The sequence below is a fragment of the Paenibacillus sp. NPDC058174 genome (assembly GCF_042883865.1).
GTDB lineage: Bacteria > Bacillota > Bacilli > Paenibacillales > Paenibacillaceae > Pristimantibacillus.
In genome coordinates this window covers 970,521-983,629 of sequence record NZ_JBHVUY010000001.1, presented here as the reverse complement: position 1 = coordinate 983,629, position 13,109 = coordinate 970,521, and the positions used below count along the sequence as shown (strand labels likewise).

Sequence of the window (13,109 nt, the reverse complement as noted above, 5' to 3'; positions counted from 1 at the left end):
CTTTCTCATAACGATTAACGTTTAACTAGATAGCGGAAAAGCAAGAACAACCCGCTCCATGCGGGTTGTTCTTGCTTTTCCGGGGTATAAATAGAGATATTAAAGCAGCGATTAGGAGGGGAAACATTCAACATGGTGGAACAACGACCTCGGGGAAAGCAGTCCTCGAAAAAAACAAAGGGCAAGAAGCGTATGACACCGCGTAAATGGTTTTTCGGCTTATTCTTTACAGCGGTCATTGCGATTGTGTGCGGTATTATCGGTTATCTCTTTATTGTATTGAACGGCGAGCGCATACTGACGGAAAAAGCGGACATGCTCGTCCTTGGCGAAGCATCCATCATATACGATGTTGACGGAAATGAAGTAAGCAAGCTGTACAACGCCAATGAAAATCGTGAAATCGTGGAATTCGACCAAATTCCGAAATTGATGATGGACGCGGTCGTGGCGACGGAAGACCAGCGTTTCTATGAGCATAAGGGGATTGACTTCTGGGCAATCGGACGTGCGGTTGTGAAAGACGTGATCGCCCGAAGCGCGGTAGAGGGCGGCAGTACGATTACACAGCAGCTCGCTAAAAACATGTTTTTGACAGCGGACAAAACGCTGTTCCGGAAAGCGACGGAGGCTTCAATTGCCGTAGCGCTGGAGAATAAGAAAACGAAGCAGGAAATTTTGACGATGTACCTGAACGGCATCTTTTTCGGCAAGCGGGTATACGGCATTAAAAATGCGGCTAACTACTACTTCGATAAAGATCCGAAGGATTTGGAGCTTTGGGAGATGGCGACGCTGGCTGGTATGCCGAAGGGGCCTAACCGTTATAATCCGATCGACAATCCTGAGCAATCGGAATCGCGCCGGGCAGTGGTTCTCAAGCTGATGTTCGATCAGGGCTACATTACGAAGGAGCAGATGGATGAAGCGGTTGCAGTCAAGTATGTTGCTCCGAAAAAACTGGATGACAAGCAGACCGATCCATACAAAGCCTATATCGATTATGCAATTGAAGAAGCGATCAAGGTTATGCCGGGGGGAGTGACGGAGCAGGAGCTGCGCACTGGCGGTTACCGGATCTATACGACGCTGAACACGAAAGCGCAGACGGTTGTCGAAGATGAATTCGATAATGACTCGAACTTTGAAAAAAGCGTGGACGATCAGAAGGTGCAAGGCGCGATGATTATTATGGACCATCGTGACGGCTCGATTCAGGCGATGGCCGGAGGCCGGGACTATGTAAGAAAGGGCTTGAACCGCGTCGTAGTGCCGCGCCAGCCGGGTTCTGCCTTTAAGCCGATAACCTCTTATGGTCCGGCGCTCGAGACCGGCAATTTCAAGCCGTTCACAATATTGGCCAATGATAAGAAGTGCTTCGGCAACTATTGTCCGAAGGATTCCAAGGGGGCAACCCCGATTTCAATGACGGAAGCGATCAAGCAGTCCCGCAACCTGCCTGCGGTCTGGACGTTGAATGAAGTTGGCGTGAAGAGCGGACTGGATTTTGCGAAAAAACTGGGCTTTGATCTGGACAGTACGCAGGACCGCAACTTGACCATTGCGCTAGGCGGTCTGACACACGGTGTTACACCATTGCAAATGGCAGAGGCGTACAGCGTATTTGCAAACGGAGGCAAGTCCGTTGATGCGCATGCGATTACGAGCATTACAACGTCGAAAGGCAAAAGTTTGTTTGCCTATCATGCGCCGGCTTCGAAGCAGCTGATGAAGCCGGAGACAGCGTGGTATATGACGCAAATGCTGCAAACGGTGCTTGAGAAGGGCGGCACAGGTACAGGGGCCCGCATCGACCGTCCAGTAGCAGGTAAAACAGGTACGACGCAGCACGGCATACCAGGCTTTAATTCCAGCGGCAACCGCGATGCTTGGTTTGTCGGTTACACGCCGGAGTGGACAGCGGCCGTGTGGATGGGCTACGATAAGACAGATAAGGAACATGTGCTGAAGAAAAGCAGCTCGCAATCTGCAGCGATGTTCTCGAAAGTCATGTCCAAGGCGATGAAGGGTGTACCGAAAACAAGCTTTAACAAACCAAGCGGTATACCGGATGAGGTTAAATCGCTGGGCGCGGTCACGAATTTCAATGCCATTTATGATGCAGAGCACAATAAGGTACAGCTGTCATGGGAGCCTTCTGCTGGCGCGAAAAATATTACCTATGAGGTGTACCGCAAAGAGTCTGCGGAATCGGAATTTAAACTGTATGTAGACTCGCTTTCTTCAACTGGTGTTGATGATATGAGCATTTTCGCGGGCATGACTTATCAATATTATGTCGTGGCCTATGATGCCGAGAATGATCTGAAGAGCAAACCTTCGGATACGATTACGGTTCAAGTGCCAGAGACCCAGATTGACATTCCTGAAGTTCCGATGGAGCCGGATGATCCAAGCGGCGGAACGGATATCCCGGGCTTGCCTGGCGACGGGGGAGAAGCGACTCCTGACCCTGGCATTCCGGTTGATCCTACGCCGCCTCCTGTAGAAGGCGGCAATGAGACGCCGATTCCGCCGGATGACGGCAGCAATCCAACCGGCGGAACGCCAACGGATAACGGCAACCACGGCAATAACGGGAATGGCGGAAATAATGGCAACGCGGGCAATCACGGCAATGCTGGGCAAAGCAATGGCGTTTAAGGATTAATCAGCCGAATCAGCAGGCGGCAAGATGCAAGTAAGGAGCTGGATGCAAAGGATGGGCAAAAAGAATGTAAGCGGCTGGAGCACCATCATTATGCTGCTAACAGCAGCCGCTTTATTTACTGGCTGCAGCGCAAGCGCGGGAGGCAAGCCTCCCGCAGAGCAGCATGAGAAGACGATGCATTGGGACAAGATGCCTGAGATGACCATCGATCTGGACAAGTCGTATACGGCAAAGTTTACGACGAGTATGGGGGATTTCACCGTCAAGCTGTACGCTGAGGATTCGCCGATTACGGTGAACAACTTCGTGTTTCTGGCTAAGCAGGGCTTCTATGACGGATTGACCTTTCATCGCGTCATGGAGACGTTTATGATCCAAGGCGGGGACCCGAAAGGAAACGGTACAGGCACACCGGGCTATTCGATACCGGACGAGCTGGATACGGAACTGAAATATGAGCCTGGCATCGTAGCGATGGCCAATACCGGTAAGCCGAACTCCGGCGGAAGCCAATTCTTTATCAGCACGGGCAAAGATTCGGAGAATCTGAATCAGATGCCGAACTATACGATCTTCGGCAAAGTGACGGAGGGCATGGATACGGTACTTGCCATTGCAAAAACTCCGGTTAAGGAAACGAAGCCGATCGAACCGGTCATTATCGAAAAAGTCGTTATCGTACAATCATAGTTATACAGTGCCGCCGTCCTTTCATAGGGCGGCGGTGTTGTATCTGGAACAGGCAGGCTTGGTTTATTTTGCAAGGCCGCTGGAGAAGAGCGTTAAGTTATGGTAAGCTTTTTACAACGCTATCCATCAACATTGAAAGCCATCCGTTTGTGGCTTATCTCAACGGAAAGGTACGTTCCGTATGAAACGAAAATTTTCGGACCGTGCGAACTGGCGCCGCATTTTGCGGAAGAGCTATTCGTGCTTGGCGCTCGACAATGAGGAGTTCAAAGGACTGGTGACCTTCTACCGGATCCATGAGCTTCGGGACCCGCTTTGGAAAGAGTATAATGGGCGCAGGCTTTGCCTGGCGGACCGCGGCTATTTGTGGATGCAGCATTTCCCCCGGGGCGAGCATTTTGTCGTGACGACGATGTTCGATGATAAAGGTCGGGTCGTACAATGGTATATCGATATTTGCAAGACGCAAGGGTTGACCGATCAACAGGTTCCTTGGTTTGACGATCTGTATCTGGATGTCGTGGTTCTGCCGTCTGGAGAGGTGTTCCTGCTTGACGAAGACGAGCTGGAGGACGCTTTAAGACAGGGCGATGTAACGGGCAAGGAAGCCGCATTAGCACGAAAGACAGCCGGAAGGCTGCTTTCTAGCATTCGCAACGGAAGGTTCCGCTATTTTACAATGAGCCTGAAGCATCGCAAGAGCTTGTCGGAGCGAACCGGAGAACTAAGCGAATCATGATGGAACGTAATGAGAGGAGCAGCTGACGCATATAACGAATGCGATTTCGGGTTCGTTGGCGGCTGCTCCTGTTTCTTTTTGAGTCAGAAGGCATACATAGACCGATCTCGAATTTCACCTGTTAAATCTGTTAATATGGCTCATTCCGATAGAATACACTTGTAATGCGGGATTTTGCCGGACATCTCTTCGAGAGTGTTCGCGGGCAAAGACCGGCACAGCGAAGGTGCAAAGGATGGGGGATGCAACAGATGAGCGGACATGTCATTTCGGGATCGAATAGTAACGGATCAAGACCGTCCCGTCAAATTAACGTTGTGCTTAGAAGCCAGGAGCCTTACCAAATGGCGGCAGCCGCGCCGGCTCAAGCGCCGGAGAGCGAGGCGCTGCCAGCGGTAAAGCCGCTGCCGGCCACGGACCATTTTGCCGATATTCAGAAAGAGCTTGAGCCGATGGTTGGCATGGATAATGTGAAATCGCTCGTCTTTGAAATTTATGCTCTGCTCTATATTAGCCGCATGCGATCCGAGGCAGGGCTGGTTGGGGGCTCGCAGGTCTATCATATGATTTTTAAAGGGAATCCGGGGACAGGGAAGACGACGATCGCCAGAATTGTCGCCAAGCTGTTTCAGAAGATGGGAGTTCTGTCCAAGGGCCATTTGATCGAAGTGGAGCGGGCCGATCTCGTTGGCGAATACATTGGTCACACTGCTCAAAAAACGCGGGATCTTGTGCGCAAAGCGATCGGAGGCGTTCTGTTTGTCGATGAGGCCTATAGCCTGGCACGCGGCGGGGAAAAGGATTTCGGCAAAGAGGCAATTGATACGCTGGTAAAAGCGATGGAGGATCACCGCAATCAGTTCGTCCTCATTTTGGCGGGGTATCCAGCGGAAATCGATCTTTTTCTCCAGACGAATCCCGGCCTGCCGTCGCGATTTCCGATCCAAATCGATTTTCCAGATTATACGGTCGATCAATTAATTCAAATTTCCGAGCTGATGACGAAGGATCGGGATTATTATTTGATGCCGCAGTCCATATTTAAACTAAGGCAGCATTTGATTCAAGAAAAATTGAATGACCTGTTCTCATTCAGCAATGCTAGATATGTGCGCAACATCATCGAGAAGTCGATCCGCCATCATGCGGTCCGGCTGTTGAATCAATACGCTAGCGGCGTTCCGCCGAAGCAGGAGCTGATGGCAATCAAGCCGGAGGATCTGCGGTGGGAGCCAGCTTCGAAATAAAGCGCTGCAAAGGAGCCATCGATGCGAGAGAAATCGTATGATACCGGAACGGACCTGCAGGAGAAGGCCGTTCTGGTCAGCTTAATTACGCCTGAAATAAAGAGAGAGCAAGGTGACCCTGAGCATTCTCTTCAAGAGCTGATTCAGCTTGCGGAGACGGCCGGCGTCGAAGTATTGACCACTATGGTGCAAAACAAGGAAGCGCGTGATACGAAATGGTTTATCGGCAAGGGTAAGGTGGAAGAGCTGCGTGCCATTGCAGAGGAGCTTGGAGCGACTACGGCTATATTCGATCAGGAGCTGTCCGGCGCACAGGTGAGAAATCTGGAGGAGTCGCTTGATCTGAAAATCGTAGACCGTACGCAGCTGATCTTGGATATTTTCGCACAGCGGGCGAAAACCCGTGAAGGCATTATTCAGGTCGAGCTTGCTCAGCTCAGCTACTTGCTGCCGAGGCTTTCCGGCCATGGCAAAAATCTGTCCAGGCTGGGCGGCGGCATCGGTACCCGGGGACCGGGCGAATCCAAGCTGGAGACGGACCGCAGACATATTCGCGGACGGATTTCCGATCTGAAAGCACAGCTTGAAGAAGTCGTGCGCCACCGCAAGCTGTACCGGCAAAGACGGAAAAAATCCGGTGCGATTCAAGTGGCTCTTGTCGGCTACACGAACGCTGGCAAATCTACTTTGCTGCGCGTGCTGACGAATGCGGATGTCTATGTTGAGAATCAGCTTTTTGCAACACTGGACCCTACTTCACGCATACTGGAGCTGCCTAACGGCAGAGAAGTGATTTTGACCGATACGGTCGGCTTCATTCAGAATCTTCCCCATGACTTGATCGCCGCTTTCCGGGCGACGCTGGAGGAGGTCAATGAGGCCGATCTTGTTCTGCATGTCGTAGACAGCAGCTCACCAATGCGTGAGGAGCAGATGGCGGTTGTAGACCGTATTCTGGAGGAGCTTGGCGCCTCGGGCAAGCCGACGATTACACTGTTCAACAAGAAGGATCTGTACGAAGGCGATATGCGGCAGATGCTGCGCGGCACGAGCGGCGATTCCATTCTGATGAACGCGTATGATCCGGGAGATCAGGAGACGCTGCGCCAGCGTATTCAGGACAAGCTGACTGGAGATACGATTACGTTTGTACTGCCTGCCGACCGGGGCGATTTGATCGCTTTGGCTTATCGCAGCGGAGAGGTCGTTGGACAAGAGGTTGATGACGATAACGGCAGCCTGCGCTTGAAGGTGCTTGTGAGCCGCCAGCAGTATGAGATAAATGGTTATCGGCTGCGGCCCTACATTCAAGTATAATTTTGGATATGAAGATTGAAGCGGCAAACGCCGATATATGGATTAGCAGACACGAGGGAGAGAGTAAGCGAGTATGAAAGAGCAGCATGGATTTATTGAGGGAATGGAACAGGCAGAAGATGCCGTATGGCAGCAATTAGAGCAGCTTGCAGAAGGGGCGGAGGCGCTTGCTCAAGAGCAGCTGAAGGCGGTTGACCGCATTGCGGAGCGCAATCAATGGAAAGTGATTCAAGCGTTTCAACGCCATAAGGTGAGTGATTTTCATTTTACGGGCTCCACCGGTTACGGCTACAACGATCGCGGGCGGGAAGTGCTCGATCTCGTATATGCCGACGTTTTCGGTGCCGAGGCCGCTTTGGTGCGCCCGCATTTCGTGTCCGGCACGCATACGATTGGCGTTGCTTTATTCGGACTGCTGAGACCCGGAGATGAGCTGCTGTACATAACGGGCACGCCATATGACACTTTACATAAGGTCATTGGCAAGCCAGGCGATGGGACAGGCTCCTTGCAGGATTGGGGAATCGGCTACAACGAAGTGCCTTTGCTGGAGGGCGGGGCGCTGGATTGGGAGCGTATAGAACAAGCCATTAACGGGAACACGAAGGTGATTGGCATCCAGCGTTCCCGCGGTTATAGCTGGCGTTCGTCTTTCACGGTTGCAGAAATTGGCGAGATGGTGCGGCGGGTTAAGGCGATTAAATCCGACGTTCTTGTCTTTGTCGACAATTGCTATGGCGAATTTACCGAGCTGACGGAGCCTACACAGGTTGGCGTCGATTTAATGGCTGGCTCACTGATTAAAAATCCGGGAGGCGGCTTGGCAGCGACAGGGGGCTACATTACCGGGACAGCTGCCGCAGTAGAAGCTGCTGCTTACCGTCTGACCGCTCCCGGCATTGGCGGGGAAGTAGGCGCAATGCTGGATACGCTGCGTGCTATCTATCAGGGGCTGTTCCTGGCGCCGCATCTCGTCGGACAAGCTGTGAAAGGAAGCGTATTTGCGGCAGCCTTGTTCGAGCAGCTTGGCTTTGAGACGCAGCCGCGCTGGAATGCGCCGCGTACCGACTTGATTCAAGCGGTTCGTTTCGGAGGCGCCGAGCATCTGATTGCCTTCGTGCAGGGCATTCAGCAAGCAGCCGCGGTCGATTCACATGTAACGCCCGAGCCGTGGGATATGCCGGGTTATGAGCATCCCGTCATTATGGCGGCAGGAACCTTCATTCAAGGCGGCAGCCTGGAGCTTTCTGCGGACGCGCCGATCCGCGAGCCGTATATCGCCTATATGCAAGGCGGGCTCACTTATGCGCATGCGAAATATGGCGTTTTGACCGCGTTAAAACGGTTAATTTCGAGTGATTTAATTGTGATTAAACCTTACATATCTTGACACGTATTTGGAAGGGATGTTAGAATGTACGTATAAAAGAGATACTGGAAGGTTGATGCGACATGGGTGATGATATACGTAGAAATATGGCCTTGTTCCCAATCGGCATCGTCATGAAGCTGACGGATCTAACGGCCCGCCAAATCCGTTATTATGAGCAGCATGAATTGATTGTGCCTGCTAGAACGGCAGGCAATCAACGTCTATTCTCATTTAACGACGTGGAAAGACTTCTTGAAATAAAGGCGTTAATTGAGAAAGGTGTTAACATTGCCGGGATTAAGCAAGTGATGAATCCGGTTTCGAAGGAATCCGACGATGCGACGCTCGTGAGCGAGCAGTCGGAGACGAAACGGAAAGAGCTGTCGGAAGCGCAGCTTCACCGTCTGCTGAAGCAGCAGCTGCTGGAGAAGCGCCCTGGTCAGGCCTCCCTGATTCAAGGCCAGCTGTCGCGTTTTCTGCATAAACGCTAGAAGAGAAGAAGATCAGGGAATGATTAAAGCGATTTAAGGAGATGATCTTGTGAGCTACACGAAAGCTGATATCAAACGCATTGCGGAAGAACAAAACGTTCGTTTTATCCGACTTCAATTTACGGACTTGCTCGGAACGATCAAAAACGTAGAAATTCCTGTCAGCCAGCTGGACAAGGCGCTGGACAACAAAATGATGTTCGATGGATCTTCCATTGAAGGTTACGTTCGGATCGAAGAATCTGACATGTACTTATACCCGGATCTTGATACTTGGGTTGTCTTTCCTTGGGTTTCGCAAGACCGCGTAGCCCGTCTTATCTGCGACATTTACATGCCGGACGGCACTCCGTTTGCAGGCGACCCTCGCGGCATTCTGAAGCGTGCGCTGAGGGAAGCTGAGGAAATGGGCTATACAGCGATGAATGTTGGTCCAGAGCCGGAGTTCTTCCTGTTCAAAACCGACGAGCGCGGCGAGCCAACGACTGAACTCAACGACCAAGGCGGCTACTTCGACCTTGCGCCGATGGATCTTGGCGAGAACTGCCGCCGCGAAATCGTATTGACGCTGGAGGAAATGGGCTTTGAAATCGAAGCTTCTCACCACGAAGTGGCTCCAGGCCAGCACGAGATCGACTTTAAATATGCGGATGCGATTAAAGCAGCCGATCAGATCCAAACGTTCAAGCTCGTTGTCAAAACGATTGCAAGACAACATGGCCTGCATGCAACGTTCATGCCGAAGCCGCTGTTTGGCGTAAACGGCTCTGGCATGCACTGTCACCAATCATTGTTCCAAGGCAATACCAACGTATTTTACGATGAGAGCGACAGACTTGGCCTTAGTGCTACGGCTCGTTACTATATGGCGGGGATTCTGCAGCATGCCCGTGCAATGGCGGCAATTACGAACCCGACAATCAACTCCTACAAGCGTCTGGTGCCTGGCTACGAAGCGCCTTGCTATGTAGCTTGGTCCGCGAGCAACCGCTCGCCGATGATTCGGATTCCGGCTTCCCGCGGCCTCAGCACGCGTGTTGAAGTTCGTAACCCGGACCCTGCAGCCAATCCTTATCTGGCGCTGGCTGTTATGCTGAAAGCCGGTCTGGACGGCATTCAGAACAAAACGCAGCTTCCGGCTCCAATTGACCGCAACATCTATATTATGTCGGAAGAAGAGCGCATCGAATCTGGTGTTCCTAGCTTGCCGGCCGATCTTCGCGAAGCGCTTGACGAGCTGCTCCGCAGCGAAGTCATCTGCGACGCGCTGGGCGACCACGCGCTGGCTCACTTCTACGAGCTGAAAGAAATCGAGTGGGACATGTACAAGACGCAAGTTCACCAATGGGAGCGCGATCAGTATCTGACGCTCTACTAATACAGGAAATCCCCGGAGCTGGAGCTCCGGGGATTTTTTCTGTCCATTAAGGTAACTGGCTCGTTACTTCTATTGTTGCTCCAGAGTATCAGGATACACGATCGTATCGAACACTTCTCCGGATTTCTCGTCCTTCACTTTGATCGTGACTTTTGTTTTGTCGGAGTCTACGCCTTGGAAAATTTGATAGTACATGCCTTGCATCCCAAATCCGAGGGCGGCAAAACCGTCCATACTGCCTTCATAAGCAGCTTTATCGACAATCATCTCATACTCATCCATCGATTTGTTATAGGTTACATCTTTGATAGAAGCGAACGTACCTTCTTCTTTCAGCGTCTTATTCGAGTCCGCTATGCCGTCTTCCATCTCTTTCAGCATTTTTTTATGGTCGGATTTGGACATCGTATACGTAAGGGAGCCATCCTCATTTTTTGTAGCTTCCTTGACGCCATCTTTCTTCGCTTCAGCGATCACTTGGTCTAGGTCAGCATCTTTAAACATGGAGGCAGGCAGCGTAATTTTTACGTTTGTGAGGTTTTTATCAACCTCGACACCTTTCTCTTTGTCCGTTTTCTCTGCATTATTCGTTTGTTTTACAGGCTCGGATGTGTTTTTCCCGTCGCTCGAGCTCGAGCATCCTGTAAGAATAATGGCGGCAGCGAATAGTGCGATTGCAAGTTTTTTCATCATTTCCTCCTAAAATTTGTGTCCCTAGTATTCTACTATAAAACCCACATGTTTCCTATTATTTTCTGAAAATAATCGAATAATGTCCGATAATGGAAAACTAAATCACGTTTAATCGCTGATAATTGTCTGCACTCATAAAGCGGAGCCTGCCAAGATTGTGATCCAGATGTTGGTGTACTAAATCATTTACGCTTGGTATCGTCGGCTTCACAGTTAATCTTCCTGTGATTGAGATTGAGAAGAAACAAAATGCAAATGTGCAGGTGAATGAGCCTGAAAAGGGCTAAAATCGCGATCAAAATGCAAAAGTACATTTGAAATCTCTCTTTTTCACTCAGAAGCGGCTTTTTGGGCTGATCAAACTGCACATTTGCATTTTGAAGCGGAAAATCGACCAAACAGCGGCGCACAACCTGCAGATTTGCATTTTGATCCATAGAGCCCAGCTTGAACCGAGCAGATTCAGCAGCAGATGCTGGAACTTTTTTTATCTTGCATCAAGAACGTATGTTTGGTGTATAATAGGAACAAACGTTCTATGCGAGGCGATGAGATGAGATGGAGAGATATATCGGTAAAGTAGTACAGCTTATTTACTTGGATCGGAAGCGCAATGTAAGCATACGCAACGTTCAGGTCATATCCGTGAAGAACGGCCGAATGAAAGGCTACTGCTTGTCGGCGCAAGCGATTCGCATTTTTAATTTGGATGGCATCGTGGACGTTGAGCTAGCGGGAAGAGGCGGGGGAGGCGGCTTGTTATGGGAGCGCAAAGCATAAATGAAGAAGAATATCGTCTAATCCAGGATTATTGCATTTTGCCGTTTGTCAGGGATGCGGTTATGAATAACTCGAAAGCGATGATGGAGTCCGGCTATTCCATGAAAATGCTGTACGTGAAGAGCAGTGAAATGGTGCTTCGCATAATCGAAGAGGATATTCGCAGCGTTCGTTCGCAAGTGCGGAAGCTGAAGGCAAGCATTGCGGAAGTAAAACGGAATGACGATGGCATATTGTATGAAGTTATTTTGCGGGGATATAAATCGGAGTACGCACTGCTTCGCCATGTTGTCAAAAAAGAAATGGCGAATAAGCTGCAGCGGTATATCGGCAGCCTGTTCCGTTAATGATGTATTGAAAAAAGACTGTCCCTGCTAGCGGATGCCTAATCGCATCTGCTTTAGCGGGGACAGTCTTTTTGGGCCAGCTTAGTGGATATCGCGGAAAAGTCCGATTACTTTACCGAGAATGGTCACGCTGCGGAGGCGAATCGGCTCCATCGTCGAGTTCTCCGGCTGCAAGCGGATATGATCCTTCTCGCGGTAGAAGCGCTTGACGGTCGCTTCGTCTTCCTCAGTCATTGCAACGACGATATCGCCGTTGTTAGCCGACGGCTGCTGGCGGACGATGACGTAGTCGCCGTTATGTATGCCAGCTTCGATCATGCTTTCACCGATTACGTTAAGGATGAAGACGTCGTCATCACCGACGAACTGCGTCGAGATAGGGAAGTATTCTTCAATATTCTCCGTTGCGGTAATAGGTACGCCAGCCGTAACCTTCCCGACGACCGGGATTTGAGCTACGGAAGGGCGGATGATGCCGTCCACATCTTCTTGATCTAAAATTTCAATCGCGCGCGGCTTCGTCGGGTCGCGGCGGATAAGGCCTTTCTTCTCTAAGCGATCCAGATGGCCGTGAACTGTGGAGCTGGATGCTAGACCGACCGCTTCGCCGATTTCACGGACAGAAGGCGGATAGCCTTTCTCCCGGACCTCATTCTTTATAAATTCAAGGATCGACTGTTGACGGTTGGAAATCTTCGACATGAGATCACTCCAAAAAATAGATTTGTAAAAAATTATAGCACAGAACCGGAGTTCGTACAAACATAAGTTCCTAAAAACAAAAGTTCGCATTTTTCTATTGACTGCAAACACCTGTTCGTGTAATCTGAGAACAGAACAAATGTTTGGGGTGCTGATAATCATGATGATGAATATTTCGAATCCTTCTTTTTACAAGACCATACATAAGGACACGCCGGCTAGCCGCGCTGTGTTAGAGACAGTGAAGCAGTCTGCTCGCCGTCATTTACTCAAATGGGTCGTATGCGCAGCATTAATGGCGCTGTTGCTTTCAAGCTTCTTGTTGATGCAGACGAACGCTTCGGGCGGACATACTATACCTGGAGCAGATGAACAATTAATTGTAGTCTCTTCAGGCGATACGATTTGGGGCATCGCTCAGCGGTATACGAAAGACGCAGACGATATCCGGTTCAATGTCTATAAGATTAAGGAACGCAACCAGCTTGCCACTGTAACGATTACGCCGGGACAGAAGCTGATCGTTCCGAAGCTTTAATATAGAAAACAAGCGTTAGAACTGATAGGACAGAGCGGGGCCGATACGGCTTTCGACTGTCCTTTTTTGCTTCTTCCTGTCCTTGCCTTGACAATTGAAGGCGTGAAAAGTCAAAATAGGTAAGAGTGTTTAATTAGACAGCAA

14 protein-coding genes are annotated in these 13,109 nt (G+C 50.4%); 11 read left to right on the top strand and 3 right to left on the bottom strand.

Features of this window, described 5'->3' with window-relative positions; all coding sequences use genetic code 11:
* Nucleotides 1-132 precede the first annotated feature (132 nt).
* The 8 genes from ACFVVF_RS04410 to glnA all read left to right on the top strand — a co-directional run bounded on the left by ACFVVF_RS04410 (nt 133) and on the right by glnA (nt 9,905).
* A complete protein-coding gene (locus ACFVVF_RS04410) occupies nt 133-2,664 on the top strand; it encodes a PBP1A family penicillin-binding protein (protein ID WP_387805733.1) in 2,532 nt (843 codons plus the stop codon).
* Between the two features lie 58 nt (nt 2,665-2,722).
* A complete protein-coding gene (locus tag ACFVVF_RS04405; protein ID WP_387805731.1) occupies nt 2,723-3,361 on the top strand; it encodes a peptidylprolyl isomerase in 639 nt (212 codons plus the stop codon).
* Nucleotides 3,362-3,542: 181 nt separating this feature from the next.
* Nucleotides 3,543-4,100: a ribonuclease FAU-1 family protein gene (locus tag ACFVVF_RS04400; RefSeq protein ID WP_042161911.1), complete on the top strand. Its 558-nt coding sequence runs from the start codon at nt 3,543-3,545 to the stop codon at nt 4,098-4,100.
* A gap of 251 nt (nt 4,101-4,351) precedes the next feature.
* Nucleotides 4,352-5,347: an AAA family ATPase gene (locus tag ACFVVF_RS04395; RefSeq protein WP_042161910.1), complete on the top strand. Its 996-nt coding sequence runs from the start codon at nt 4,352-4,354 to the stop codon at nt 5,345-5,347.
* A 21-nt stretch (nt 5,348-5,368) separates the two neighbouring features.
* Nucleotides 5,369-6,664: a GTPase HflX gene (gene hflX / locus ACFVVF_RS04390; RefSeq protein WP_387805728.1), complete on the top strand. Its 1,296-nt coding sequence runs from the start codon at nt 5,369-5,371 to the stop codon at nt 6,662-6,664.
* A 103-nt stretch (nt 6,665-6,767) separates the two neighbouring features.
* Nucleotides 6,768-8,054, top strand: coding sequence for a methionine gamma-lyase family protein (locus ACFVVF_RS04385; protein ID WP_387805726.1), 1,287 nt, complete (start codon nt 6,768-6,770; stop codon nt 8,052-8,054).
* Nucleotides 8,055-8,116: 62 nt separating this feature from the next.
* A complete protein-coding gene (locus ACFVVF_RS04380; RefSeq protein ID WP_042161905.1) occupies nt 8,117-8,527 on the top strand; it encodes a MerR family transcriptional regulator in 411 nt (136 codons plus the stop codon).
* 49 nt (nt 8,528-8,576) lie between these two features.
* Nucleotides 8,577-9,905, top strand: a complete 1,329-nt coding sequence (gene glnA, locus ACFVVF_RS04375; RefSeq protein WP_387805724.1) for a type I glutamate--ammonia ligase — start codon at nt 8,577-8,579, stop codon at nt 9,903-9,905.
* A gap of 69 nt (nt 9,906-9,974) precedes the next feature.
* On the opposite strand, the gene ACFVVF_RS04370 is transcribed toward glnA, so the two are convergent.
* Nucleotides 9,975-10,598, bottom strand: a complete 624-nt coding sequence (locus tag ACFVVF_RS04370) for a hypothetical protein (RefSeq protein ID WP_387805722.1) — start codon at nt 10,596-10,598, stop codon at nt 9,975-9,977.
* A 182-nt stretch (nt 10,599-10,780) separates the two neighbouring features.
* Nucleotides 10,781-11,035 carry a hypothetical protein gene (locus tag ACFVVF_RS04365; RefSeq protein ID WP_387805720.1) on the bottom strand — a complete coding sequence of 85 codons (255 nt, stop codon included), beginning with the start codon at nt 11,033-11,035 and terminating at the stop codon, nt 10,781-10,783.
* Nucleotides 11,036-11,156: 121 nt separating this feature from the next.
* Here ACFVVF_RS04365 and ACFVVF_RS04360 point away from each other — a divergent pair, with 121 nt between their 5' ends.
* Together ACFVVF_RS04360 and ACFVVF_RS04355 are read left to right on the top strand one after the other, a co-directional pair.
* Entirely contained in the window at nt 11,157-11,378 is a 222-nt protein-coding gene (locus tag ACFVVF_RS04360) for a WYL domain-containing protein (RefSeq protein ID WP_042161900.1), read from the top strand.
* Entirely contained in the window at nt 11,360-11,725 is a 366-nt protein-coding gene (locus ACFVVF_RS04355) for a YhjD family protein (RefSeq protein WP_387805717.1), read from the top strand. Before ACFVVF_RS04360 ends, ACFVVF_RS04355 begins: the two co-directional genes overlap by 19 nt.
* 81 nt (nt 11,726-11,806) lie before the next feature.
* On the opposite strand, the gene lexA is transcribed toward ACFVVF_RS04355, so the two are convergent.
* Nucleotides 11,807-12,427, bottom strand: a complete 621-nt coding sequence (gene lexA / locus ACFVVF_RS04350; protein WP_387805715.1) for a transcriptional repressor LexA — start codon at nt 12,425-12,427, stop codon at nt 11,807-11,809.
* A 160-nt stretch (nt 12,428-12,587) separates the two neighbouring features.
* Here lexA and ACFVVF_RS04345 point away from each other — a divergent pair, with 160 nt between their 5' ends.
* Entirely contained in the window at nt 12,588-12,965 is a 378-nt protein-coding gene (locus ACFVVF_RS04345; RefSeq protein WP_387805713.1) for a LysM peptidoglycan-binding domain-containing protein, read from the top strand.
* The last annotated feature ends 144 nt before the right edge of the window (nt 12,966-13,109 follow it).

Bases quoted from the DNA above. Each gene is read 5' to 3' on its own strand.
- ACFVVF_RS04410 (WP_387805733.1), top strand. From the start codon at position 133: ATGGTGGAACAACGACCTCGGGGAAAGCAGTCCTCGAAAAAAACAAAG.
- ACFVVF_RS04405 (WP_387805731.1), top strand. From the start codon at position 2,723: ATGGGCAAAAAGAATGTAAGCGGCTGGAGCACCATCATTATGCTGCTA.
- ACFVVF_RS04400 (WP_042161911.1), top strand. From the start codon at position 3,543: ATGAAACGAAAATTTTCGGACCGTGCGAACTGGCGCCGCATTTTGCGG.
- ACFVVF_RS04395 (WP_042161910.1), top strand. From the start codon at position 4,352: ATGAGCGGACATGTCATTTCGGGATCGAATAGTAACGGATCAAGACCG.
- hflX (WP_387805728.1), top strand. From the start codon at position 5,369: ATGCGAGAGAAATCGTATGATACCGGAACGGACCTGCAGGAGAAGGCC.
- ACFVVF_RS04385 (WP_387805726.1), top strand. From the start codon at position 6,768: ATGGAACAGGCAGAAGATGCCGTATGGCAGCAATTAGAGCAGCTTGCA.
- ACFVVF_RS04380 (WP_042161905.1), top strand. From the start codon at position 8,117: ATGGGTGATGATATACGTAGAAATATGGCCTTGTTCCCAATCGGCATC.
- ACFVVF_RS04370 (WP_387805722.1), bottom strand. From the start codon at position 10,598: ATGATGAAAAAACTTGCAATCGCACTATTCGCTGCCGCCATTATTCTT.
- ACFVVF_RS04365 (WP_387805720.1), bottom strand. From the start codon at position 11,035: ATGGATCAAAATGCAAATCTGCAGGTTGTGCGCCGCTGTTTGGTCGAT.
- ACFVVF_RS04360 (WP_042161900.1), top strand. From the start codon at position 11,157: ATGGAGAGATATATCGGTAAAGTAGTACAGCTTATTTACTTGGATCGG.
- ACFVVF_RS04355 (WP_387805717.1), top strand. From the start codon at position 11,360: ATGGGAGCGCAAAGCATAAATGAAGAAGAATATCGTCTAATCCAGGAT.
- lexA (WP_387805715.1), bottom strand. From the start codon at position 12,427: ATGTCGAAGATTTCCAACCGTCAACAGTCGATCCTTGAATTTATAAAG.
- ACFVVF_RS04345 (WP_387805713.1), top strand. From the start codon at position 12,588: ATGATGATGAATATTTCGAATCCTTCTTTTTACAAGACCATACATAAG.